Source organism: Staphylococcus sp. GDY8P72P (assembly GCF_016890655.1).
Classification (GTDB): Bacteria; Bacillota; Bacilli; order Staphylococcales; family Staphylococcaceae; genus Staphylococcus; species Staphylococcus arlettae.
The window spans coordinates 130,828-153,264 of the sequence record NZ_JAFEQJ010000020.1 but is presented as its reverse complement, the minus strand read 5'-3'; the positions used below and the strand labels follow the sequence as shown (position 1 = coordinate 153,264).

Below are 22,437 nucleotides of genomic sequence, written 5' to 3'. Positions count from 1 at the left end.
CATTATATTCTATAATTTTAATCGAATTCAACAATATCTAGTCTACTGAGCCCCTAGAAAATATAGGGAATTAGCAGCCTAGAACATAGTGTTTTTATTAAGTTCTCTTTCTTAGGGTTCAGCGCCATGAATAGTTGGGTTTTATGTGAAAATTGCATGAATTTTAAAACTACAAGGAATTCTGCTAAAACATATTCTTCTTAGAATTTTGATCTAGTATAATATCAGTTAGTTCATACAAATTTTTAATTTGATTTGTTTCGTTATGTAGTTCATTTTCATTATTCAATCGATAAATACTATGCATTCCAGCTAATCTAGATGCCTCGTAATCATTTTTAAAACTATCACCAACAAATAGACATTCACTTAAGTCTACATCCAATTTCTTAGCCGCTCTTTCAAAAATAAGAGGATTAGGCTTTTTTATGTTTTCTTTGTCAGAAACTAAAATCACATCCATGTATTGTTCAATGTATAATGCTTTAATATTATTGAGTTGAAAAGGATATTTACCATTCGTGATTATGCCTAATTTGTAACCATTTGATACCAGCCAGTCTAATGTAGCCTTTAGATTTGAATAGGGCAAACAATGATTACAAAAATTATTTATATAATCATTTAGTAAATCATCAGCACTTATATGAATAATATTAAATACATCAATTAATTGTTTATAAACTCTATCTTTCCATACATAACCATTTTGATCTAATTCTATAAATTTACTTTTGAAAGTTTCTTTTTCAATATGATTTAAGTAATTTTTGAATTTGTCATATTGATAATCAATAAATTTAATTAACGAAGATTGTCTGTCTAAAATTGTTCCATCTAAATCAAATAAAATTGCTTTTATCATAATATACCTCTTAAATAATTATTATTTGAATATTCAATCAATTAGAAATAATGATATCATATAATAAGCATTTTTGAGGTGAGGGGGATATAAAATATGTGTGTTTATTTAAAACAGATGAATAAAAAAGTTTTCGAATCGTTTTATGAAGAAAGTATTGTTGACTATGCGAATGAACATGTGAAGAGTGGTGATTGGGAGGCAGAGGGTTCTACAGAAAGAGCAAGGTCAGAGTTTGAAACTTTATTGCCTGAGGGATTAGATACAAGTAATCAATATTTACTGTCTGCTATTTATAATAATGTTGAAATAGGTTATGTATGGTTACATATCTATGATGGTAAAGACCAAAAGAAATGTTTTATTTATGATATTAACATTAAAGATGCATACCGAGGACAAGGTTTAGGTACAAAAACGATGCGCTCCATAGAAGAATATTGCAAAGATACAGATGTAGAAACTATTGGATTGCATGTGTTTGGACATAATAAACGAGCTGTAGCTTTATATAATAAGATGGGATTCGAAACTACAAATTATCGTATGGAGAAAAAATTAAAGTGATAATGTATTAGGAAGTGAATTTTACAATGATTCAATCTATAAACCACGTTACTTATTCAGTAACAGACATTAAGCAATCTATTGCTTTCTATAAAGATATTTTAAAAGCTAATATTTTAGTTGAGAGTGACAAAACTGCGTATTTTACGTTAGGTGGTCTATGGCTAGCATTAAATGAAGAAAAGGATATACCTAGAAATGAAATTCAATATTCATATACACATATGGCCTTTACAATTGACGAGAGTGAATTTGATGAATGGTATCAATGGTTAAAAGAGAACAATGTGAATATACTAGAAGGTCGTACGAGAGATGTAAAAGAAAAGAAATCAATATATTTCACTGATCCAGATGGCCACAAGTTAGAACTACACACTGGTACATTAGAAGATAGGACAGACTACTATAAAGAAGAAAAGCCACATATGAAATTTTACAAAAAATAAAATCACTTTATATAATGCCTTGTTAATGGGGTTTTTATGATGTCAGATTTTATGATAATGTATATATATAAAATAAAGTTGACCAAAATATAAGAGGGCGATTGTTATGAGTATAAAAGAAATGTGGCATTATTTATTAAATAAAAAGTGGGAATCTAATGATATTTGGTTGTTAATTTTATATGTGCTAATTGCAAGTTGTTTTGTAACACCTTTGTTAGGTATACCAATTGGTATGATTGCATTCTTAATACTAAATGAAAATGTCTTGAAAAAATAATCGGTTAATATGGTGTAGAGAAATAAATAAGCAATACCCTATTGAGAAAGGTAGTGTTTTTATATGGCTAAGTATTTTACTACTAAAAAATAGCTAAATACTTGTTTGCTATATTAATAATTTTACGCCCAATAGTGATTAATATCTTTGATTTGGATAGGTCACTTACGGTTCAAATTACAATTGATAGTATATTTATAATCATTGGTCTCATAATTCTTTTCTTAAATTATTATTTCCATAAAAGAGGAAACAACAACTAATACAAATGAATTTAAAATTGCACATAGTAAAGCAAACATTGAAGGTGTAATTAATGTTTTAAATGTTAATACTTAAATATAAAATACTTTATGCAAACTAAAATAAAAGAGCAATGAATTTTAAGATTCATTGCTCTTTTTATTTATTAATGGTCTAGAAATTTAATAGTTAGTTTATTATTTGGATCCTTTTCAATAACTTTTTGGGCAATTGATTTGAGATCCTGCTTATTAATAATATCGAAGTCTGGTTCGTCTATAATTTTTAAAAACTCAACTAAAAGGTTGTAATCTTCAAAATTAGAAAGTTCTAATGATTGCCAATAATGATAATATGCTAAATCATAAGCATGATCTATATAATTAAAGTGGAAATGATAAATACTGGCAACCATTTCATGGTATTCAATAGTATTTACTTGGTTAGCAAGCGTTGATAAATAAAGTGCTATTTTTTCATCAGAAATATCATTTGACATAAAATATATCAAAACTTCATCAATATCATTATTTTCTAATATATTTTGAAGTTCACTTGGTAATAAATTTATTAATATATTAATGCTTTTCATAAGGCTCACTCAACCTTTCGATATATATTTGAGAAAAAAATGACTTGTACAATTAAGTATAGAACGTAATTTTCAAAAGGAAAGTGACTCTTTTATCTATGTAATTAAAAAGTAAAGAAAAACTATAAATTAGTATAATACAGCGATTGCTTTTGTTAATGAATTATTAAATAATATTAACAAGTAGAATAAGTAAATGTGAGAAACTTGCAACATTCAAGGGTTCAATATCTAAATGGATATTTCAAAGAGCTATTGCAAGTCATGGGTGAATTGATGGAAATTAAAAAATGCTTATGGAGAAATTAAAGTAGCTTTAGATAAAACGGAGGAAAAAATGATTCAATTACCTATTTATAAAAAGGAGTTTTTTCGAGATAAGTTAACATTTGATGTAGATCTTACTGAAGGGCTTTATCAATTTGTAGAGAGACCTGAACATATTAGCGTCGATTATTTTTCAGAATATAATCCTTTGTATTTTGAAACAGTAAATAGAAATGCTATTGATATATTTAATTATTTGTTTTCAAATTATAAAAAATTAATCTTCGTTACAGCCATTATGTCTTTTGACAACATACCAAAAGAGCGAACTAATTTTATGTCGAAATACATTAGAAATCATCATAAATGAAAGTATCGTTTACATAGACAAGCATTTAAAAATGATATGAGTATTGATGAGGATTTTGTAAATTGTGAATATTATGTTGTAGAGATAGATAAAAAAGATTTACGTCACCAATATTTAATTCAAAGTATCGCTAATCTTGATTTTCCGGGGAGAACACCAAATATCAATAAAAGGTGGAAATGGCTAGATTTTTTTATTATAAGTGAAGACCAGAATATTACATTTTTCATGCACGATGATACAGGTATAGGTGTTCAATTTAAAAATAAACATGATTATGAAAATTTTAAAAATAAATTCGGTTATTTAAAATATGAAGTATGATAGAAAACTAAGTTACTTTTGGCAATTGATAGTTTTTAGTTTAATAGTCATTAGACAGTTGAATAGGTAAGAAAAGATATAGTTAAGACAAGCACATCAGTGTTTGTCTTTTTTAATACACCTTGAATTTAGTTGACTTATTGCAATATAGATGTAACATTACAATTGAGTCGAGTATGATTCAAAATTCATACAGGGAGTGTTTAATATGAATAATGTGTCAAAGGTTTTGTTATCGTGCGGCCTCGTATTTAGTACAGCTATAGGTGCAGCAGCCATTTATTCACATCAACCACATGCCCAAGCAGCAGAAACGCCTCATTATAACTTTACTGGTTATACGTCTGCTAACAGTGAATTTATTTTGGATGAAGATTTTATTAACGCAATTAAACATGACAATTTAACTATGAATGGTTACAGCATCACTAAAGGAACTACAGATACAGTACAATTGGTAGATATTTACGATCAACAATTCCGTGAAAGAGGAGAAAATAACGCGGATTTTGTTCTTTTTGAGTTAGATGGTAAAACAGTGTCACAAAATGATTTATTAGAAGTATATGGTCCATCTGATGTTTATGAAACACCAGATGGGAATATGTATGAACGTGATTATAATGGAACATTGATTCAATTTTACGAAAATGATGGATATATAACTAAAGTAAAAATCCAGGCATATGAATAATTCAGGAATTCTAAATAGCTCATTAAAATTTAACTAGGGTAGGCACGACAGTGCTTACCTTAGTTTTTTGTTGGGGATAATATTAAGATTCAATGGTAGTTATGGTTGAAAATAATTGTTATATATTGATAAAAAACCAAATAATTTTATATTGTTCAAAATACAATTTTAATGATAGGCTATTGGTAACAACGTTGTACGCATTATAGTTATTAATGAGGTTTTAAGTTCAGTGATACAGAAAGGGGATAACTATGAAAAAAGTAAAATTAGTGGTAGGAACAAGTATTATAGCAGGAGCATTATTATTTAGTAATAATGTGGCTGATGGGTCACTTAATAAAGAAAAATTAACAGACGCTGCAGTTAAGACAGTTATTGAAAATACCAGTTATAAAGAAGGTGGCATAAATCATACTGAGAAAATAACAGATAAAGGTGATTTTTATGAGATTCCAGTTTACCAAACTAATGGTGTTGGTGGATTAAAAATTATAAAAATTAATAAAGAAAATGGTGCTATTCAATATGGAGATAATGATCTTAAAGATTTTGAATCAGCAGGTTCGTTAAATCTAGATAACTATGAAGATTAAAGGTGTTATGAGATTGATAAGGTAGAGGATTAAGTGTTAACTCTATTATTGTATGAGATAAATTTAATGAAACACCCTTAAACTTTGACATATTAAAAAGGGGTAGATTTGTGTGTTTGAAAAATTGAAATCTATAGATGATGCGCCATTTAATCTTTTATTATTAGCCGATCCATCTATGGATATGGTTTTAGAAAAGCTCAATAAAGGAGAATGTTTTCTTTATAAAGTGGAATCAGAAGTTATAGGTTGTTATGTATTGAATAGAGTTACAAGGAATAGAGTTGAACTTGTTAATATCGCTGTTAGTGAGAAAAACCAAGGATGTGGAATGGGTAAACAATTAATATTACATGCTTTCGACTATGCTAAAGAAAGTGGTTATAGTGAAATTGTGGTTGGTACAGGCAATTCTAGTATTGGACAAATCGCTTTTTATCAAAAAGCAGGGTTTAGAATGCTTGAGATAAATAAAGGTTTTTTTGAAAGACATTACAAGGAAAAAATTTATGAGAATGGAATTTTATGTAGAGATATGATTATGTTTTTGAAACAATTGTGAACGGATTTTAAGTTGTTAAATATAATACTGTTCGGGTTAGTAAACCAAATTGGTTTGATTAACTGGTGTGAGTCATCGTGTTACAATGAACTAAAAGTAACGTGAAGGGTGTTTTTAGAATGAAAATGGTATTTCGGTTGTTATATTCTTTGCTACTTATAATTGCAGGCATAGGGCACTTTACTAAAAAAGACGGCTTTGTAAGAACGGTTCCAGATATTTTGCCAGCTAAATCTTTTATCGTACAATTTACTGGAGTTCTCGAAGTTTTATTTAGTGTATTCTTGTGGATTAAAAAAGGTCAGGCAGTCACAAGTAAATTGTTAGCTACATTTATGATTGCGGTATTTCCTGCAAACGTCAATATGGCTATTAAAGAAATTCCATTTCAACCAGGTGCAAGTCCTAATAAAATAATTTTATGGTTAAGATTACCATTACAAATCCCATTAATAGTAGGTGCACTTAAATTAGGTAGAAAGTAAATTTCTGCAAAAATGCGATGGTTAATTAAAAATAGATGCTTGATAAAATAAACTGCAGCTCTCGACTTATATAGTTGAGAGCTGTTTATTGATGTTAGAGGTAAATTACCTTACTAAAAATGTAACTGATGTCAGTTTTACTGATAGCGTTTTAAACAAAATTGAAACTATAAAATATTATATAAAAAAGTGAAAATTTAACGTGTTATTATCATTTTGTTTGTGTAACAATAATATTTATTATATATTAGTAGTTCAGACATTAATTCTATCTATTTTCGGGGTAAGTATTACAGGTGCTTGCCCTTGTTTCAGGAACAATTTAATGTTGACTTACATATAATTCATTTTAAATAGAAAATTATAGTTTGAATTAATTAAAAATAATGTAAATTAGTGTTTTTATTTTACTATTCTGAATTTTATGATATTATACAGTTATATTTAGTTGATACATAGCAACTAAATAGACAATAATTTTTTGATTTTGTGCAGACGCCATTCTTATATTTAGAGTGGCGTTTTTATGATGATTTTCATGTATGGCTAAGAACTTCAATACATAATTTTGTACGTATTTATTAGCGGGTAAAAATGCTTAGCTTTCAATATAAAATAAGTAATGTTTTTATTAGTATAAATATGTAAAAAAATCAATAGATATTTTTAACAGACACTAAAATGTCAAAATTTAACATAGTTGTAATCAATTCAGAATTGCCAAAAATGTATTTATTATGATAAATTTAATTGATGTTAAAAACTGAGGGATGTATATTTATTGCATCTTTTGGTTTTTTCATTTTGTTTGTTATTTGTAAGCAAGAAAAAGGGGGTTAAATAGTGCGACTATTTAAGAAAATAAGTTTACCAATGCAAATAGTTATTGCTTTGGTACTTGGGGTTATTCTTGGCAGTATATTACATGGAAATAAGGACGTAATTAATTACATACAACCTATCGGAGATGTATTTATAAATTTAATTAAAATGATCGTTGTGCCGATTGTATTTTGTTCATTAGCATTATCTATTTCTAATGTTGGTGATACAAAAACGATTGGACGTTATGGTGGAAAGACTTTACTATATTTTGTTATTATGACAAGTTTTGCTATATTTATGGGACTTGTGTTTGGTAATTTATTTAAACCTGGTACAGGACTAAATCCAGATTTGTTACCTAAAGGTGATATTTCTAAATATGAAGAAACTGCGAAAGGTGCAGAAGAAACTACATATGGAAACCATCTAATCGATACAATTGTAAACATTATACCTACGAATATTTTTGATGCGCTTGCAACAGGAGAGTTATTACCTATAATTTTCTTCTCAGTATTCTTTGGTCTTGCTTTAGCTGCAATTGGCGAAAAAGCAGCTCCTGTAAAAGACTTTTTAGGCGGTGTATTAGAGGCAGTATTCTGGATGATTGGTAAAGTATTATTATTAGCGCCATTAGCTGTATTTGCATTTATTACAACAACAATCATTACATTTGGCTTATCAGCGCTAATTCCTTTATTCAAATTATGCCTAACTGTAGTAGTAGCTATGTTCTTCTTTATATTTGTAGTATTAGGCATTGTGTCTAGAATTTGTGGTGTTAAAATCACACAAATTATTAAATTATTGAAAAATGATTTAATGTTAGCATTTTCAACTGCAAGTTCTGAAGCTGTACTACCTACAGTTATGAGAAAAATGGAACGTTTCGGTGTGCCAAGAGATATCGCATCATTTGTATTGCCTACAGGTTATTCCTTTAACCTAGATGGTGCTGCTATGTATCAATCAATTGCAGCTCTATTCGTAGCGCAATTATATGGTGTAGATTTAAGCATACCAGAACAAATTATTTTAATGGTTACGTTAATGTTAACTTCAAAAGGTATGGCAGGTGTGCCTGGAGCTTCAATCGTTGTATTATTAACAACATTGGGTTCAGTAGGATTAAATCCTCAAGGCCTTGCACTAATTATTGGCGTAGACCGTATTTTAGAAATGTTACGTACTTGTGTAAATGTATTAGGTAACTCTGTAGCGTCTATCTATATTGCTAAGACTGAAGGCGTTTACGATAAAAAAGAAGGTCAAGAATATTTGAAAACGATTTAATTTAAGCTGTGAAAAAGACGACGAAAATGTCGTCTTTTTTTGTGTTAAACAGTTGATAATTGCTACTTTTTATAGTAAATTTATGTGCTGATATTTCTTTAAAAAAGGAGCAATTTAAAAATGGAGATGAGAATCGCAAATAAAAATGATATAGAAACAATTATTGAATTAAGAAAAGCTCAATTATTAGATCAAGGTATGTTACCAACGGTCAATATTGATGATAATATGAAACAATATTTCGAAGAAGTGTTTGAGAAGGAACATATATATCAAATATTTTTAATAGATAATGGAGAAATTGTATCTACAGGCGCTGTGGTTATTCAACAAATTCCACCAGCATATGATAATTACACTGGTCAAGAAGGTTATATAACAAATGTATATACGAAACAAGCATATAGAGGTTTAGGACTAGGAAAGCAAGTTATCGACCAATTAATAAAGCAATGTAAGATGTTAGATGTTAACGTAGTGAACTTAAAAGCATCAAGTGATGGTGCGCATTTATATTCAAAAATTGGCTTTTTCAACAATCCTACGTCTATGACGCTAGAATTAGCTGAAGATGATCAACAAGCAAATTAAACGTAATAAATAACAAAGCATGTATCCGTAAATCAACAGTGCAGTTACGAATACATGCTTTTTCTCTTTTTTATATTTAATGTTATTCATGTAATGGTTTGATATAGAACAATAGGTGGTATGTGATTAACAACACCTATAGAGTAATAATAATAATTTATGATTCAATTTGCAGCGCCACTTAACTGTGGCTTTTTTATGTTGTTAGACCTATTATGGTACGAACAAAAACTGGTGTAACACTTTCGTACAACGAGTTACACCAGTTAAAATGATACGTGATTTATTAGACTAAAATTGATCATCTGAGCGATCTTCATCTGCCTCTTCGTGATCTACTCCTTCAAATTCGTCAAATTCTGTTGATGGATTAGCAACTAAAAAGCGAAATCCTAAAAAACTTAATATTGAGACAATACCAATTAATACGTACTTTTTCATAATTTTCCACCTTTGTTTTTAACAATAACTTATACAAAAGCTTTTAGCTCTATATCAATGTGAGGTTTTATTAATATATAAGACAATTTAGTAATGACTTGTTATAGAGTGTTATTTACAATATAACTTTTGGATAATTTATTATTTTATAATTTGTATTATACATTTGAGCTAGATATCGAACAATTATTTTAATGATTTATGTAAGCGATATAAATATGTATCGTAAGTACTATTATTCCACTGTGAAAGTAACATAAACATAATTCAGAATAATTCTCTATAAAAAACAGCTATTTTTATTAATAATTAAAATAGTAATTGTATTGTACCGTATATTTATTGATGTTGCTAGTGGATTTTGTAATTTTGTATTGCTGTAATGATCTTTACAATACTGTAATAAAGGAAGCTTAAAAATTAGTGGCACAAAGAATATAACTTGGGTGAGTTATAACATAATATTAAAATTATTTTACAGTAGGGTTATAATGCGACTGAATTATATGCAAATGCTATAATGCATCCATGAAAGATTTATTATTAAGTTATTAAAATGGGATGTAACAACTATAAAGGATGATTATAAAATGAAAGTAGTATTAATAACTGGTGCAAGTAGTGGTATAGGATTTGAAACTGCCAAATTACTTGCGCAAAAGGGGTATAAAGTTTATGGTGCTGCGCGTCGTGTCGAAGCGATGAAAGTATTAGAAAAATTCGGCGTCACACCAATTAAATTAGATGTTACAAATAATGACTCGATACACAATACGATTGATACATTAATTGAAAAAGAACATCGTATAGATGTGTTAATTAATAACGCAGGGTATGGTTCGTTTGGAGCAATTGAAGATGTAGAGGAAGAGGAAGCAAAAAGACAATTTGAAGTGAATCTATTTGCTGTTGCTAAGCTGATTAAATTAGTACTACCATATATGCGCCAACAACGTTACGGAAAGATTATCAATATTTCTTCAATGTCCGGAAAGATTCCAGCTTATTTAGGTGGTTGGTATAGTGCTACAAAGTATGCTTTAGAAGGATTTAGTGGTAGTTTACGGTTAGAAGTTTCTGATTTTGGAATAGACGTTGTACTTATAGAACCAGGTTCTGTTAAAACAGATTGGGCACTCATCTCTGCAGATAATTTAGAGCGTTCAGCACGTGGTGGCGCTTATGAAGTGACTGCGACAAAAATTGCTCAAGGTTTACGAAAACGATATGAGAAAGATATGATGTCTGATCCGGCAGTTATTGCAAAGTATATAGTGAAGTCAATTGAAAGTAAAAAAAGCAAAGCGCATTATCTAGTTGGATTTGCAGCAAAACCATTAGTTTTTTTACATGCTGTTTTACCAACTAAAATATTTGATGTGTTATTGAAAAAATTTAGTTAATTTTTCGAAAAGGTAAACAGTTGTTTGACATGTCCTACAAATACTGTATACTAAAGATAAGTAATTCGAGTTCGTTATATATGTATGTAGTTTTATTCGTAAGAATTTTACTCCTATGTGTTATTGAACGATTACAAATATTTTGTGCAAAAGCACAAGGAGGTATTTTTTATGAATAAAGGTACAGTAAAATGGTTTAACGCAGAAAAAGGATTTGGCTTCATCGAAAGAGAAGATGGTAACGATGTATTCGTACATTTCTCAGCTATTTCTGAAGAAGGTTACAAATCATTAGAAGAAGGACAAGCAGTAGAATTCGAAATCGTTAATGGCGACAGAGGCGACCAAGCTGCTAACGTTATTAAATTATAATTTAATAGCTTTTAAAACACTTATCTCCGGATAAGTGTTTTTTTGTGTTATGAGCTGGGTAAGTTATTTAACAGGATGACCATAAAACAAGAAAATTACATCATCCTTAATAGCAACATATTATGTATTTAAGTTGATAAAAATTTAATTCTATAGCTCTGGAGGACATTAATATGAGTTCATTAATACCGTATTTAACATTTGATAACACTAAAGAAGCCTTAGCATATTACGAAGCAGTTTTTGGTGCTACAGATATCCAACGTCTACCTGTAGATGCTAATCAAGCGAGCAATTTTGGTCTTGCAGAAACAGAAGCAGAAAATGCAACTATGCATGCTGAATTTAAAATTGCTGGTACTACTGTCTTAGCTTCAGATGCGTTTGGAGGGAATTCAAAGATTAATGATAGTATTGCTTTATTAATTGATTATGATCTTAATAATGAAGCGGATACGAGAGAAGTAGAAGCCTTATATGAACGTGTAAGTCAACATGAATCTATTGAGGTAGCCATGCCATTAGCAGAACAATTTTGGGGTGGTAAAATGGCTGTTTTTACTGACAAATACAATGTGAAATGGATGTTACATGGTCAACACTAATGCTACATTTGTATGTTGAATATGAAAAATATAATAAATAGTACATTTTAAATTTAAGTTAATAACAGAATAGAACAATCCTCGCAAAATAAAATTGCGAGGATTGTTCTACTCTGTTATTAGTCATTTTCTAAGTGAAACAGCATTGATTGAAGATTTAATCCGATTATTAGATAAATATGAGGGCACACGCTCAAATGATGCAATATGGTCAAAATTTACCATTCAAATTACGCACTTATTTGCTGCATATAATCTTAGCCAACGTAATTACAGCAAGACAAAGATAATGTCATTGTACAGTTGGGATAGACTAGTGATAATAATGAACAAGATTTTGCTAAAACAATGAAATCAAACATGGAAAACTGCTAAACTTATATTAAGTTACCGCATGTTAAATTAACGAGATAGGGGAATAATGATGGAATTGCATGTAAAATCATATGAGATGTTATCAAAAGATGAACTATTTAATATTATATGTGAACGAATTAATGTTTTTGTAGTCGAACAACAATGCAGTTATCAAGAAGTAGATAGTATTGATAAACAAGCACTACATGTTTTTTATAAAAATGGGGAAACAATTGTTGCATATACACGAATATATAAACAAGATGACGCTGTACATTTTGGCCGTGTTTTGGTAAACCAACAATATCGAGGACAAGATATTGGTCGACAAATCGTCAGCCAAACAATCAATGAAATTAATATAAGGTATCCACAAGAAATAATTAAAATAGCGGGGCAAACTTATTTGAAAGCATTTTATACTTCGTTTGGTTTTCAAATCGTTTCAGAAGAATATTTAGAAGATGGTATACCACACTACGATATGGAATTAAAGCTATAATATGGCGTGGTTATTATGTCAATTATAACTAATACTGCGCTGTGCTATCTTAGTAAGTGACAAAGGTATACAACATTAACAAAGCATGTTTTCAATGCAAATTTTAAATGACATAAGCGTGGTATATAACATTAAAGCTATATGCCACGCTTATTTTAATGATCTATAATGACGTTAGTTAATCACTTTAGGGAACACTCGAATATAAACTAATTCGCCAATAAGTTCAATTATCGTCTGGGTAATGATAACCGTTGAGGTAATGAGCGCTATTTCACTCGGTAATGCTAAGGCAAGCGGTAATACTACAAGTGAATTTCGGGTACTCGTACTAAATGTCAAAGTACGTTGTTCAATAATAGATAAGCCAAAAAGTTTTCCAGTCAATAGTGCTAAAATAGGTGCGCATAATAAAAAACAGACGTAAATCGGAATTACTGTGAATACTATTTCTGCGGAAGCTAAAACTTTATTGATTTGAGAGCTGATAACTGCAATTAAAACCAATGACATCATAGGTACTGGAAGCCATGATGTTAGTTGTTGCGTACGAAGTATTAACGGTTGCCACTTACTAAAATATTGTAATAATATCGCTAAGCATAACGGTACCACTATGATGACTACGAAAGATGTGACAAAAGGTTCAAATACGATTAGCTCTTGCAAGGGGTAATCTAACATCAGTGTTAAGTATATAGGCAGTAATAACATTTGAACAATTAATAATATCGGCGTTGCTATAGTTATGAGTGAAGCATCTCCCTTACCAAGATGAGTAAATACAATGACATAATCAATACAAGGTGTAAGCAATACTAAATAAATACCTAGCTCTAGTGGTTTAGTTTCTATTTGAAATAGCTGGATTAAGATGAAAACTAGAATTGGAATTGCTACAAAATTAGTAAGTAGTAACACGCCAATGAATTTTGTATGGTTTAACGCTTGCTTTAATTTTGTAAAAGGAATTTGTGTAAACATAGAAAACATTAAAATGGCGAGCAATAACGTAATCCATGACTCCAATAGCTGGCCAATTTCGACAGAGCTTAAACCTAAAATAATTGCGATAATAATAGAAATAAAATAAATATAAATTTGGTTGTTTTCTAGTGAATCTTTAATGTGGTGCATAACTTTTCTGCTCCTCAATTTACTTAAATTAATCGTATCATACAAAGAAGTGCATAGCACAATTAATGTGCTATGCGCTTAAACCGTTCCAAAGTAAATATAGATTGATTAGGAGGCTAAAATAGTTCTATTTTTTGGCTTCAATATTGACTTTATTTTCGATTTTCCCTTCATTTTGTTCGTTTACATTTAACAACAGTGCGCGTACTACGATGAGACCAGTGACAATTAGTAGAATATGTTTTAAATATTTCATTGTTTTCACGTCCCTAATATAGTTATAACTGGATTTTATTCGTTAGTTAACTGTACCCGTTTCACTCAAGTTAAATGTCAAAGAAATAAAAAAGGTGAAGTAAGCAATTTAAGCTTACTTCACCAATGTTAATACTTAGATTAATTATGCAAATGCATCTACAATAGCTTTCACAACTTGGATAACACCATTAACAATTTCTGCCCAATTCATTTGTACAACCTCCTTTGTGTAACAATGTACTTATAGTATATGTGGAAGTTATACATTTTTGTGTTGCAGTCCCTATATTATAAAAAACAATGCTTAATTGTACGAAATTTAAAATTAGACAACAGTTAGGAAGCGTAATTGAATGATGCACAACTTATTATTGGCATTATGCATCATTAATGGTGATCGTACGTTGTGCCAAATCATATGAGATATGTAATTCTGTACTATTATTTTCGAGTGTTATTTGTTGAATCTCGTTATTTTCTGTTGTGAAATGCAATTGATTTAATATACCAAATGCATACTCATTTATAGGGCTAACAATAGATAAAGAAGTTTTATCTTCTTGAATCATAAAGTGCTTGTTACTATTATTGATCACTTGCCATAAAGGATAATTTTGTAAATACATTTAGGTACAACCTTTCATTTTTTAGTGAATTATCATCAGTATAAAACATAATAATATAGAAGTGTGTAGTGTAAAAGTGCTAGTGACTGAAAAGTAGATATTTAGAACATGGTAGGTATTAAAATATTCAAAAAGGGAATAACACTATTAAACTATAGATTGCATTGAAAGGATGAAATCATGAATTTGGTAATCATATTTGTTTTAAGTTTGGTGTTTGCCATTTTGGCTACGTTACCATTTTTATTTGTTAATACACAGTTATATGAACATAAAAATCAATCTTCAGCTGATAGAAAAACAGAAAAGCGAAGTGCGGTTAAACGTTTTTGTTATCATTTTATATTAGCATTTATAATGTTAGTAATTTATCACTTTCTTACTGATTAATAGTTCTATTTACACTAGTACTTACAATATCGCTAAAACGTTATATTGATTGTGTAAAGACACTTACTGACTAAGTTGTTGTTAGTGTCTTTACATTGTTATAGTTACTTACTAATGCTTTAAAATATAGTTAAAACAACACTGACTAAGATGCCTGCAATCCCTAAAAAGATTAGCATGACAGTTAAACCTAATAATGATTCTTGATATGCTTTCTTTTTTTTATAAAGAAATAAAGAAAGAATGCCGGATAATAAAAATATACAAGATAACCAAAATACTATTGCGAAATGTAAATTCAAGAGTGTCACCCCCCCTTAATTTTCCTTAAACTTTAAATAATTGTTAATTATAAGAATGATGATAATTGTATTATATTGATTTTAGCATTTATTTAGTAAGAGCAATAGATATTTTTACGATTAACTCTTGTCTACGTTTTAATTTACTAATAAAGGTGAATAATATAAGAAGCGGTGAATGGGGGAATGTCTATGCATAATACAATATCTGCCATCGAACATGATATTGAGCAGCTTGAATCACCAAATTCTAATATATCTGATGAGGCGTTACAAGACATAGAACGACGTATTGTAGACCAAAAAACAAAAATTAGAGAATCACTGTCACCTAGCAAATCACGTGAAGCGGAGCGTTTGAATGAAATTGCAGGTAAAGTAAACAGCAATATTAGTAGTGCATTTGATAGATTTGATTCAGTAAAGCAATTAAAAGATTATTTGGAACCAATTTTTCAACGAGGAAAAATTGATACGACTTATGGTCGTGCGTTAGTATTGATTGAAGAAACTAAATTGATTGAATATGTAAAAGATTATTTTAATAAACCCGAAGATGATTATGAACTATGTCACTATATTGTATCTAAAGCAATAGAGTTGAGTGACAAGATTATGACAGATCAATATACGGCACTTTTAAAATTAGAATTACGCTTTTTTGAGCAAAAGTTTGCTGGATTAAAATAATCTTTAAAAAGGAGGAAACGAAATAATGAATGAAGTTAACAAAGTGATTTATATTGTTTTAGCCTTATTTTTAGGCGGTTTTGGTGTTCATAAATTTTATGCTCGTAAAACGGGTATGGGGCTATTATATCTTGTGTTTTGTTGGACAGGGATTCCTCAAATTATAGCAATTATTGGCGGCATTTTAGCAATTTTCAAACCTGCTGACCAGCATGGCAATATTTTAGTATAAATTAAATATTATAAATAAAAAAGATGGCAAACTTAGGAATTTTAAAAGTTTGTCATCTTTTTTATTTACAAAAAGTTAAAAAAAATATAAAAATTTAACATTTGTTGTTAAACATTGACATAGCTTGAATTCCAAGCTATATAGACGTTGTATAAATCAAAGTGACGTGTAGACAAAACTTTGAAATTTGATATGATTAAAAAAAAGGCATTACACACATAATGAAAGCGCTATTAAAATATATAAAGTCGAGGTTGATGCTTATGACATTTTATGATTTTGTTATTAGTTTTATTGAAGATGATACACCATTAGGTAGTCTAGCCAATAATGTACGACGTGACAAAGACTTTCCTAAAAATGAAACGTGCCATGCGACTTTACGTACTTACTTCCATAATCACTACATTGATCATGAGATGTTAGAGTCTGCAAACAGAGCATTAAGTTTATATCGCTTAAATTATAAGTGATTATTCTAACTTGTGTAATACCAATTCTGTGTTTTTAATGCATCCAAAATATCTTTAGTTTTGAAATTAATTTCATTATTTCTAATTGAAAAAGGTTCAATAATATCTTGAGCCAACCACGTTTGTATTAGTTCATGTGGTAATCCATCCAATTGCATTTCGCTTTCACTTACAATAAAACATTCCCAATCAAGTGAAAGTTGTGAAGGATTAACATAATTACATCCATTAAGTTGATTCATTTCCAAACACTCCTTAATATTGTAAATCCGACGTTAAGTTTTACCCACAATGTAAGAGTATAAAACGAAATTTTGCTCAATTTGTTGAAATTATACAAGATAAATATGTGTGATAGTAGCCACAAATTATTGTTTATATGCATAAAAATATGACGTAATATCATGTCGATACTACGTCATATTTTTGTTTTTAAAAATCAAACGTTGTTACCAAGGTATAATTCCGAATAGACAAGCTATTAAAATCATGAAGAGGCTAGAGCCAATTGCCCACTTAATAACAATACGTTGGTTAGTTCCATATTCTATGTCTAACATACCAACTAGTAAATAACCAGCTGCATATAATGGACTTAAAACGTGTAATGGCTGACCTAAAACAGATGCTCTGGCCATTGCTACTTTTGAAATACCGAATTGTTCTGCTGATTCTGCAAGAATTGGCAAAATACCATAATAGAATGGATCATTAGCCATAAAGTAAGTAAATGGACCACTTAAAATTGCAGTTATCAATGCGAAATGATTACCCATTGCATCTGGAATAATATGTACTAAGGCAGTTGCCATTTCATCTACCATTTTAGTTCCATCCATGATACCTGTAAAAATACCAGAAGCAAATACTAAACTAATAACAGCTAATACGTCACCCGCGTGTTTTTTCACTACAGAATTTTGAATGCTTAAGTTAGGATAGTTAATTAAAATTGCAACACCAAACCAGACCATGAAAAGTGCTGGTATAGGTAGTAATTCCATTACTAAACAAACGATTAATGACACTGTTAAAAAGGCATTAGGTATAAGCATTTTAGGTCGTTTAAGTAAACTTTCTTCTTTAGTTTCTTCTTTTTTAACATCTTCTATATCTATATCAGTTGCAGTAGTAATATGTCTTTTTGATCGTTTACCTAAAATATAAGCTACTACAAAAGCAAAAAGAATACCCGCTGCCATAGCTGGCATAATAGGAATAAAGACGTCTTCAGTACTTAAATGTAATGCGGAAATTGCACGTGCAGTTGGACCACCCCAAGGTAACATGTTCATTACACCAATTGACAGTAACGCTAGCGTGGATAAAACATATAAACTCATGCCAATTTTTTTATAAAGTGGCATCATCGCTGTAACTGTAATGATGAATGTAGTTGTACCGTCACCATCTAATGCTACTAGTGAGGCTAGTATAACTGTACCAATTGCTATTTTGACTGGGTCTCCTTTAACTATTTTTATAATTTGATTGATGACCGGTTCGAATAATCCAGCGTCAATCATGACACCAAAGTATAAAATTGCAAATGTTAACATAATTCCTGTCGGTGCAACTGTTTCTATCCCCTCTAACATATATTTCCCTAAACCGGCGTAAAATCCACCGATTAAAGCGAAAACAGTTGGCACGATAATTAATGCTATTAATGCTGACATTTTTCTTGTCATTATTAATACCATAAAGACAATAATCATAATGAATCCTAATAATGCTAAATTCATAGTATTAAATTCCCCCCCCTTATTCAAATAATTATAGCGCTTTCAATTCATTAAAGACAATAAATACATAAATTTCATAATAAAATTTTATTATGAATCAATATAAGAAAAAACAATAGTTTTATTGATGTTAAAGTCGTCAATAAAACTATTGTTTATGTAAGGATTAAATAAAATTAAGTACGAACGTTTTAATTACGGGAATCCCAGATAAAATTATAGCAATACAAGTCACTATAAGTGCAAAGATATTGGCAATACGATCTCCTTGTAATAGGGCGTAAATATTAAATAGTAAAACCCCGACTAAAAATAGTCCGGCAGCAATTACAATTGCTGTGCTGTCATAAATAGTGCTTAAAATGATAATTGGTATAGTTAATGTGATAAGTGACAACAATAAAGAGAATAGAGTTGTTGTGAATTTCAAATTATGCCACCTCCCAGAATGTTAGGTATTTATAGTATATTAATTTACCACTTAGTACGTAATAAAAATAATATGTTGTTATTTTATGTATTGCAAGTCATTTTTATTATTAAAATAAAAAGTATGAACCACAAGGCATGTGCTGTCCATACTTACCATAAAAATATTTTTATAACATTGTGCCATCTAAGTAGTATATGAGCCAATGTTGATCGATATATTTGTCATGATATTTACGTGCATGTTGTTCAACTGCTAACACATCAAAGTCTAAATCACTAAAGAATACCTTAGCTGTAATATTATTAGAAGCAACTGAAGCAATAACTATCTCTATATTTTTTTCTTCACAAGTATTAAAAATATAGTTTATGAGGAGTGCGGCATTTTCTTTACGTTCTTCTGCATTAATACCTGTAACGCACATGTTTTCCAAATAAGCTTTATGTGCGAGACCATGTATTGGGAAGTGTGCCATTGTACTGACTGCTATTAAAGATTGATTTGAAAACAATCCAAATACGATATAGTTTTTATTTTGAGGTGATAACGTTGTTTTTAAATAGGGGGCTGTAACAATTTCATTATCATAAATGCCCCAAATAAATGCATTGCTCTTATTGTGCAAAGCTTGCAATGAAAATTGTTGATATAAATCAATATCGTTAATAGATAAAATGCGTGTATGCAACATTGAATTCCTCCTTTAATAAAACTTTGTGAACAATCGTAATTTTTTGAAGATATTACATTAATAGTAAATGATTGTGTAAGCGTTGGCAATATTATTTATAAATAAATATAAAAAATAAAGAAGTGTGTTTATTATAATTTTTCAATATAAAAAAATTATCTACTTATTTATATTGAAAAAATTGTATAAATAAATAGACTTTGTATTTTAATGTTGTAATCATTATATTGCTTTTGGAGGAAGGATATTTTAGCTATTATCAAGCAAAAAAAGTCGAGAGCAGAAGCAAAGTAAATACTTCGCCTTCATGCTCTCGACTATTAGTAAAACCAATTGAATTAGTCAGCAACTTCAACATTTAAGTTAACATCAATGTTGCCTTTTGTTGCTTTAGAATATGGACAAAACTCATGTGCGTCTTGTAAATATTTTTCAGCATCAGCTTGAGATAAAACATTTTTAACTTTTGCATCAATGTCAACGCTTAGCTTAGGACTTTCTGCCTCTGGATCATCTTCTAAACGTACAGTTAAGGTAACTTCTGGTTCGGCATCTCTAACTTTGTTTTGTTTTAAAATTAAATCAAAAGCACCATTAAAACAAGATGCATAACCTGCAGCAAATAGCTGTTCAGGATTTGTACCTTTTTCAGCATCAGCTTGAGCTGGTGGAATGACTGCTACATCAATTGCTTTATCATCTGTGTGGACATGTCCATTACGTCCACCTGTATTCGTTGCTTTTGTTTCATAATTAACTGCCATATTTATTACCTCCTAAATTAAATCATATAATTTGCATACCCTTTAATATAAAAACTAATCATCAATTTCAAAATGATAAAATAGTAATTCATTAAAGTTATTGTTTTCATGGAATTGATTAAGATACAATAAATGCTAAATAGAATAACTAAAATAGAGGTGTGAATAATGGCACAAGTGAAAATAGCGGTAACCATTGCTCCGGAAAATGAATTATTACCAGCTACAATTGAAGACTTAAAACGATATCAATCGGACTTCGATATAATTGAATTACGTATAGATCAATGGCAACAAATAGAAACAACAACAGTACGTGCAGTATTACAACAGCTAAAAGACTTAGCGTTAAATAAACAAATATTAGTGACATATCGTACGGCCAACCAAGGTGGTTTAGGAACGTTAGCGTCAAAAGAATATCTTGAATATTTAACCACATTAATAACACAAGAAACATTTGACGTTATTGATCTTGAATTTGATAAAAAGCAAAATCCTGAGGAATTAACAACAGTAATCAATCTAGCGCAAAATAATAATAAAGAAGTAGTATTGTCCTATCATGACTTTGATCAAACCCCACAATTAGATGAGTTAAAGCATTTGTATTATAAAATGCATTTGTTGGCTCCAGATTACTTGAAGGTAGCAGTAATGCCTAAAGGGAAAGAAGATGTCACTAATTTATTAAATGCTATGTCTGTAACAGCAGATTCAGTAAATGAACGTGTTGTAGGCATTGCTATGGGTAAAATAGGGATTGTTTCACGTACTGCGCAAGGCGTGTTTGGTGGAACAATTTCATATGGCTGTATAGACACTCCAAAAGCACCTGGACAAATTCACGTAGCAACGTTGCGTCAACAGTTAGATTTTTATAACTAGTTTGAAAATTCCCTGATAGTATTTTATAATTGAAAATAATTATCAATACGAAAGGGCGTTGTTTCATGGAATTACAAGATGCAATCGCGAATAGAAGAAGTATTAAAATGTTTAAAAGAGATATGGTGATTGATGATCAAGCATTATACCAAGCGATTGAACAATCTACGTATGCGCCTAATCATGGTATGAGACAGCCATGGCGTGTTGTGCATATCGCTAAAAATAGATTAGGTGAAATGAGTAAGCAAGTATCGCGTATTGCTTTTCATCACCAACCCGATAAACAGCAAGATCACTATAATGCTGTGACAAATTTAGGTGGTATGTTGGCATTAATTGTACAAGAAGATCCACGCCAAAAAGAAAATTTGGAAAATTATTTGGCTTTTGGTGCCTTTGCTCAAAATTTAATGCTTTTACTACATGAAGCGCAAATAGGTACGTGTTGGAAGACACCTCAATATATCTTTTTACCACAAATAAGAAACGTTTTCGGCGTGAAAGATAATGAAAGTTTAGTCGGTTTTATGTATTTAACAGATATGGAAGATGAAATGCATCATCCACCACGTCAAACTCAAAATATAATGACACAATTTTAATTTATAAAGGGGAGTGGGACAGAAATCTGATTTTGAAAAAATGATTTCGTCGTCCCACCCCGGCAAGGCTGACTAGCGTTGAAAAAAGCTTGGTTTGAAGCGCATTTTCAATGCAGACAGCTACTGCCAATATGAAAAGAGATTTCGAATAACACATGGAGTGGGACAGAAATCTGATTTTGTAAAAATGATTTCGTCGTCCCACCCCGGCAAGGCTGACTAGCGTTGAAAAAAGCTTGGTTTGAAGCGCATTTTCAATGCAGACAGCTACTGCCAATATGAAAAGAGACTAGAACAAATCAATATTGTCCTAGCCTCACCAGACTGCCGACAAAGCTACTGAGTTTGTTGGCAGTTTTTTTATGCACGCTTTCCGCGGGCACTGTCTTAGCCTATAGTCTTGGCAAGTGCTATTCCCGCAGGAGTCGGCATAAATCATTACTATTTTGAAAAACTATATAAATAAAACGTAAACAAGCCCTTCGCAAATTACTGTGAAGGGCTTGTTTACGTTTTGAAG

General features: G+C 30.1%; 32 protein-coding genes. 21 read left to right on the top strand and 11 right to left on the bottom strand.

All coding sequences use genetic code 11. From position 1 onward, the window contains the following. Nucleotides 1-184: 184 nt before the first annotated feature. Nucleotides 185-865, bottom strand: a complete 681-nt coding sequence (locus JVU85_RS09825) for an HAD family hydrolase (RefSeq protein ID WP_204172376.1) — start codon at nucleotides 863-865, stop codon at nucleotides 185-187. A gap of 96 nt (nucleotides 866-961) precedes the next feature. Here JVU85_RS09825 and JVU85_RS09820 point away from each other — a divergent pair, with 96 nt between their 5' ends. The 3 genes from JVU85_RS09820 (at nucleotide 962) to JVU85_RS09810 (ending at nucleotide 2,161) form a co-directional block, all read left to right on the top strand. Beyond that, a complete protein-coding gene (locus JVU85_RS09820) occupies nucleotides 962-1,432 on the top strand; it encodes a GNAT family N-acetyltransferase (protein WP_204172374.1) in 471 nt (156 codons plus the stop codon). A gap of 26 nt (nucleotides 1,433-1,458) precedes the next feature. Further along, nucleotides 1,459-1,881 carry a FosB/FosD family fosfomycin resistance bacillithiol transferase gene (gene fosB / locus JVU85_RS09815; protein ID WP_204172372.1) on the top strand — a complete coding sequence of 141 codons (423 nt, stop codon included), beginning with the start codon at nucleotides 1,459-1,461 and terminating at the stop codon, nucleotides 1,879-1,881. Nucleotides 1,882-1,987: 106 nt separating this feature from the next. Next, complete coding sequence (locus JVU85_RS09810; protein WP_002510399.1) at nucleotides 1,988-2,161, top strand: VraH family peptide resistance protein; 174 nt, start codon at nucleotides 1,988-1,990, stop codon at nucleotides 2,159-2,161. 409 nt (nucleotides 2,162-2,570) lie between these two features. On the opposite strand, the gene JVU85_RS09805 is transcribed toward JVU85_RS09810, so the two are convergent. Beyond that, nucleotides 2,571-2,996, bottom strand: a complete 426-nt coding sequence (locus tag JVU85_RS09805) for a hypothetical protein (protein ID WP_002510400.1) — start codon at nucleotides 2,994-2,996, stop codon at nucleotides 2,571-2,573. Between the two features lie 337 nt (nucleotides 2,997-3,333). On the opposite strand from JVU85_RS09805, the gene JVU85_RS09800 reads away from it, so the two are divergent. The 8 genes from JVU85_RS09800 to JVU85_RS09765 all read left to right on the top strand — a co-directional run bounded on the left by JVU85_RS09800 (nucleotide 3,334) and on the right by JVU85_RS09765 (nucleotide 9,003). Then, a complete protein-coding gene (locus JVU85_RS09800) occupies nucleotides 3,334-3,633 on the top strand; it encodes a hypothetical protein (protein WP_002510401.1) in 300 nt (99 codons plus the stop codon). 36 nt (nucleotides 3,634-3,669) lie between these two features. Next, on the top strand, nucleotides 3,670-3,957 hold the full coding sequence (locus tag JVU85_RS09795) for a DUF3885 domain-containing protein (RefSeq protein WP_002510402.1): 288 nt from the start codon (nucleotides 3,670-3,672) through the stop codon (nucleotides 3,955-3,957). 208 nt (nucleotides 3,958-4,165) lie between these two features. Continuing rightward, nucleotides 4,166-4,651 carry an immunodominant staphylococcal antigen IsaB family protein gene (gene isaB / locus JVU85_RS09790; RefSeq protein WP_103388085.1) on the top strand — a complete coding sequence of 162 codons (486 nt, stop codon included), beginning with the start codon at nucleotides 4,166-4,168 and terminating at the stop codon, nucleotides 4,649-4,651. A gap of 254 nt (nucleotides 4,652-4,905) precedes the next feature. Then, a complete protein-coding gene (locus JVU85_RS09785; protein ID WP_103388086.1) occupies nucleotides 4,906-5,247 on the top strand; it encodes a hypothetical protein in 342 nt (113 codons plus the stop codon). A 112-nt stretch (nucleotides 5,248-5,359) separates the two neighbouring features. Then, nucleotides 5,360-5,809, top strand: a complete 450-nt coding sequence (locus JVU85_RS09780; RefSeq protein WP_002510405.1) for a GNAT family N-acetyltransferase — start codon at nucleotides 5,360-5,362, stop codon at nucleotides 5,807-5,809. A 119-nt stretch (nucleotides 5,810-5,928) separates the two neighbouring features. Beyond that, nucleotides 5,929-6,294: a DoxX family protein gene (locus JVU85_RS09775; protein ID WP_002510406.1), complete on the top strand. Its 366-nt coding sequence runs from the start codon at nucleotides 5,929-5,931 to the stop codon at nucleotides 6,292-6,294. A gap of 843 nt (nucleotides 6,295-7,137) precedes the next feature. Continuing rightward, the gene (locus JVU85_RS09770; protein WP_002510407.1) at nucleotides 7,138-8,412 is read left to right on the top strand and encodes a cation:dicarboxylate symporter family transporter; all 1,275 of its coding nucleotides are present in this window, start codon (nucleotides 7,138-7,140) and stop codon (nucleotides 8,410-8,412) included. Between the two features lie 120 nt (nucleotides 8,413-8,532). Continuing rightward, complete coding sequence (locus tag JVU85_RS09765; RefSeq protein WP_002510408.1) at nucleotides 8,533-9,003, top strand: GNAT family N-acetyltransferase; 471 nt, start codon at nucleotides 8,533-8,535, stop codon at nucleotides 9,001-9,003. Between the two features lie 291 nt (nucleotides 9,004-9,294). Here the strand turns inward: JVU85_RS09765 and JVU85_RS09760 are convergent, their stop codons facing one another. After that, nucleotides 9,295-9,444 (bottom strand): hypothetical protein, encoded by a 150-nt coding sequence (locus JVU85_RS09760; RefSeq protein WP_021459112.1) that lies wholly within the window; start codon nucleotides 9,442-9,444, stop codon nucleotides 9,295-9,297. Nucleotides 9,445-10,034: 590 nt separating this feature from the next. On the opposite strand from JVU85_RS09760, the gene JVU85_RS09755 reads away from it, so the two are divergent. From JVU85_RS09755 to JVU85_RS09740, 4 genes are all read left to right on the top strand, one after another. Further along, the gene (locus JVU85_RS09755) at nucleotides 10,035-10,847 is read left to right on the top strand and encodes an oxidoreductase (RefSeq protein ID WP_002510409.1); all 813 of its coding nucleotides are present in this window, start codon (nucleotides 10,035-10,037) and stop codon (nucleotides 10,845-10,847) included. 171 nt (nucleotides 10,848-11,018) lie between these two features. Then, nucleotides 11,019-11,219, top strand: a complete 201-nt coding sequence (locus JVU85_RS09750; protein ID WP_002510410.1) for a cold-shock protein — start codon at nucleotides 11,019-11,021, stop codon at nucleotides 11,217-11,219. Nucleotides 11,220-11,392: 173 nt separating this feature from the next. Beyond that, nucleotides 11,393-11,824, top strand: a complete 432-nt coding sequence (locus JVU85_RS09745; protein ID WP_002510411.1) for a VOC family protein — start codon at nucleotides 11,393-11,395, stop codon at nucleotides 11,822-11,824. A 424-nt stretch (nucleotides 11,825-12,248) separates the two neighbouring features. Next, nucleotides 12,249-12,683 carry a GNAT family N-acetyltransferase gene (locus JVU85_RS09740; protein WP_103388093.1) on the top strand — a complete coding sequence of 145 codons (435 nt, stop codon included), beginning with the start codon at nucleotides 12,249-12,251 and terminating at the stop codon, nucleotides 12,681-12,683. A 174-nt stretch (nucleotides 12,684-12,857) separates the two neighbouring features. On the opposite strand, the gene JVU85_RS09735 is transcribed toward JVU85_RS09740, so the two are convergent. Next, nucleotides 12,858-13,820: an arsenic resistance protein gene (locus JVU85_RS09735; RefSeq protein ID WP_002510413.1), complete on the bottom strand. Its 963-nt coding sequence runs from the start codon at nucleotides 13,818-13,820 to the stop codon at nucleotides 12,858-12,860. Nucleotides 13,821-14,455: 635 nt separating this feature from the next. Next, nucleotides 14,456-14,704 (bottom strand): hypothetical protein, encoded by a 249-nt coding sequence (locus JVU85_RS09730; RefSeq protein ID WP_002510414.1) that lies wholly within the window; start codon nucleotides 14,702-14,704, stop codon nucleotides 14,456-14,458. A gap of 180 nt (nucleotides 14,705-14,884) precedes the next feature. Here JVU85_RS09730 and JVU85_RS09725 point away from each other — a divergent pair, with 180 nt between their 5' ends. Further along, entirely contained in the window at nucleotides 14,885-15,094 is a 210-nt protein-coding gene (locus JVU85_RS09725) for a hypothetical protein (protein WP_002510415.1), read from the top strand. A 119-nt stretch (nucleotides 15,095-15,213) separates the two neighbouring features. Here the strand turns inward: JVU85_RS09725 and tsaT are convergent, their stop codons facing one another. Continuing rightward, nucleotides 15,214-15,405, bottom strand: a complete 192-nt coding sequence (tsaT, locus tag JVU85_RS09720) for a type II toxin-antitoxin system toxin TsaT (protein ID WP_369946162.1) — start codon at nucleotides 15,403-15,405, stop codon at nucleotides 15,214-15,216. 183 nt (nucleotides 15,406-15,588) lie between these two features. Here tsaT and JVU85_RS09715 point away from each other — a divergent pair, with 183 nt between their 5' ends. From JVU85_RS09715 to JVU85_RS09705, 3 genes are all read left to right on the top strand, one after another. Continuing rightward, nucleotides 15,589-16,086 carry a hypothetical protein gene (locus JVU85_RS09715; RefSeq protein WP_103388094.1) on the top strand — a complete coding sequence of 166 codons (498 nt, stop codon included), beginning with the start codon at nucleotides 15,589-15,591 and terminating at the stop codon, nucleotides 16,084-16,086. Between the two features lie 25 nt (nucleotides 16,087-16,111). After that, entirely contained in the window at nucleotides 16,112-16,318 is a 207-nt protein-coding gene (locus JVU85_RS09710; RefSeq protein ID WP_002510418.1) for a TM2 domain-containing protein, read from the top strand. A gap of 263 nt (nucleotides 16,319-16,581) precedes the next feature. Further along, entirely contained in the window at nucleotides 16,582-16,791 is a 210-nt protein-coding gene (locus JVU85_RS09705; protein ID WP_002510419.1) for a YozE family protein, read from the top strand. A 5-nt stretch (nucleotides 16,792-16,796) separates the two neighbouring features. On the opposite strand, the gene JVU85_RS09700 is transcribed toward JVU85_RS09705, so the two are convergent. From JVU85_RS09700 to JVU85_RS09680, 5 genes are all read right to left on the bottom strand, one after another. Beyond that, nucleotides 16,797-17,033, bottom strand: a complete 237-nt coding sequence (locus tag JVU85_RS09700; RefSeq protein ID WP_021459109.1) for a hypothetical protein — start codon at nucleotides 17,031-17,033, stop codon at nucleotides 16,797-16,799. Nucleotides 17,034-17,240: 207 nt separating this feature from the next. Beyond that, nucleotides 17,241-18,536, bottom strand: coding sequence for a CitMHS family transporter (locus tag JVU85_RS09695; protein WP_002510421.1), 1,296 nt, complete (start codon nucleotides 18,534-18,536; stop codon nucleotides 17,241-17,243). 166 nt (nucleotides 18,537-18,702) lie between these two features. Further along, entirely contained in the window at nucleotides 18,703-18,966 is a 264-nt protein-coding gene (locus tag JVU85_RS09690; protein WP_002510422.1) for a hypothetical protein, read from the bottom strand. 169 nt (nucleotides 18,967-19,135) lie between these two features. Continuing rightward, complete coding sequence (locus JVU85_RS09685) at nucleotides 19,136-19,660, bottom strand: GNAT family N-acetyltransferase (RefSeq protein ID WP_204172370.1); 525 nt, start codon at nucleotides 19,658-19,660, stop codon at nucleotides 19,136-19,138. 338 nt (nucleotides 19,661-19,998) lie between these two features. Continuing rightward, nucleotides 19,999-20,424, bottom strand: coding sequence for an organic hydroperoxide resistance protein (locus JVU85_RS09680; RefSeq protein WP_002510424.1), 426 nt, complete (start codon nucleotides 20,422-20,424; stop codon nucleotides 19,999-20,001). 168 nt (nucleotides 20,425-20,592) lie between these two features. On the opposite strand from JVU85_RS09680, the gene aroD reads away from it, so the two are divergent. Both aroD and JVU85_RS09670 read left to right on the top strand, forming a co-directional pair. Further along, nucleotides 20,593-21,312, top strand: coding sequence for a type I 3-dehydroquinate dehydratase (gene aroD / locus JVU85_RS09675; protein WP_002510425.1), 720 nt, complete (start codon nucleotides 20,593-20,595; stop codon nucleotides 21,310-21,312). 65 nt (nucleotides 21,313-21,377) lie between these two features. Continuing rightward, nucleotides 21,378-21,917 (top strand): nitroreductase family protein, encoded by a 540-nt coding sequence (locus JVU85_RS09670; RefSeq protein ID WP_002510426.1) that lies wholly within the window; start codon nucleotides 21,378-21,380, stop codon nucleotides 21,915-21,917. Nucleotides 21,918-22,437: the final 520 nt, after the last annotated feature.

Coding starts and splice junctions, on each gene's coding strand:
- JVU85_RS09825 (WP_204172376.1), bottom strand. CDS start 865: ATGATAAAAGCAATTTTATTTGATTTAGATGGAACAATTTTAGACAGA.
- JVU85_RS09820 (WP_204172374.1), top strand. CDS start 962: ATGTGTGTTTATTTAAAACAGATGAATAAAAAAGTTTTCGAATCGTTT.
- fosB (WP_204172372.1), top strand. CDS start 1,459: ATGATTCAATCTATAAACCACGTTACTTATTCAGTAACAGACATTAAG.
- JVU85_RS09810 (WP_002510399.1), top strand. CDS start 1,988: ATGAGTATAAAAGAAATGTGGCATTATTTATTAAATAAAAAGTGGGAA.
- JVU85_RS09805 (WP_002510400.1), bottom strand. CDS start 2,996: ATGAAAAGCATTAATATATTAATAAATTTATTACCAAGTGAACTTCAA.
- JVU85_RS09800 (WP_002510401.1), top strand. CDS start 3,334: ATGATTCAATTACCTATTTATAAAAAGGAGTTTTTTCGAGATAAGTTA.
- JVU85_RS09795 (WP_002510402.1), top strand. CDS start 3,670: ATGAGTATTGATGAGGATTTTGTAAATTGTGAATATTATGTTGTAGAG.
- isaB (WP_103388085.1), top strand. CDS start 4,166: ATGAATAATGTGTCAAAGGTTTTGTTATCGTGCGGCCTCGTATTTAGT.
- JVU85_RS09785 (WP_103388086.1), top strand. CDS start 4,906: ATGAAAAAAGTAAAATTAGTGGTAGGAACAAGTATTATAGCAGGAGCA.
- JVU85_RS09775 (WP_002510406.1), top strand. CDS start 5,929: ATGAAAATGGTATTTCGGTTGTTATATTCTTTGCTACTTATAATTGCA.
- JVU85_RS09765 (WP_002510408.1), top strand. CDS start 8,533: ATGGAGATGAGAATCGCAAATAAAAATGATATAGAAACAATTATTGAA.
- JVU85_RS09760 (WP_021459112.1), bottom strand. CDS start 9,444: ATGAAAAAGTACGTATTAATTGGTATTGTCTCAATATTAAGTTTTTTA.
- JVU85_RS09755 (WP_002510409.1), top strand. CDS start 10,035: ATGAAAGTAGTATTAATAACTGGTGCAAGTAGTGGTATAGGATTTGAA.
- JVU85_RS09750 (WP_002510410.1), top strand. CDS start 11,019: ATGAATAAAGGTACAGTAAAATGGTTTAACGCAGAAAAAGGATTTGGC.
- JVU85_RS09745 (WP_002510411.1), top strand. CDS start 11,393: ATGAGTTCATTAATACCGTATTTAACATTTGATAACACTAAAGAAGCC.
- JVU85_RS09740 (WP_103388093.1), top strand. CDS start 12,249: ATGGAATTGCATGTAAAATCATATGAGATGTTATCAAAAGATGAACTA.
- JVU85_RS09735 (WP_002510413.1), bottom strand. CDS start 13,820: ATGCACCACATTAAAGATTCACTAGAAAACAACCAAATTTATATTTAT.
- JVU85_RS09730 (WP_002510414.1), bottom strand. CDS start 14,704: ATGTATTTACAAAATTATCCTTTATGGCAAGTGATCAATAATAGTAAC.
- JVU85_RS09725 (WP_002510415.1), top strand. CDS start 14,885: ATGAATTTGGTAATCATATTTGTTTTAAGTTTGGTGTTTGCCATTTTG.
- JVU85_RS09715 (WP_103388094.1), top strand. CDS start 15,589: ATGCATAATACAATATCTGCCATCGAACATGATATTGAGCAGCTTGAA.
- JVU85_RS09710 (WP_002510418.1), top strand. CDS start 16,112: ATGAATGAAGTTAACAAAGTGATTTATATTGTTTTAGCCTTATTTTTA.
- JVU85_RS09705 (WP_002510419.1), top strand. CDS start 16,582: ATGACATTTTATGATTTTGTTATTAGTTTTATTGAAGATGATACACCA.
- JVU85_RS09700 (WP_021459109.1), bottom strand. CDS start 17,033: ATGAATCAACTTAATGGATGTAATTATGTTAATCCTTCACAACTTTCA.
- JVU85_RS09695 (WP_002510421.1), bottom strand. CDS start 18,536: ATGAATTTAGCATTATTAGGATTCATTATGATTATTGTCTTTATGGTA.
- JVU85_RS09685 (WP_204172370.1), bottom strand. CDS start 19,660: ATGTTGCATACACGCATTTTATCTATTAACGATATTGATTTATATCAA.
- JVU85_RS09680 (WP_002510424.1), bottom strand. CDS start 20,424: ATGGCAGTTAATTATGAAACAAAAGCAACGAATACAGGTGGACGTAAT.
- aroD (WP_002510425.1), top strand. CDS start 20,593: ATGGCACAAGTGAAAATAGCGGTAACCATTGCTCCGGAAAATGAATTA.
- JVU85_RS09670 (WP_002510426.1), top strand. CDS start 21,378: ATGGAATTACAAGATGCAATCGCGAATAGAAGAAGTATTAAAATGTTT.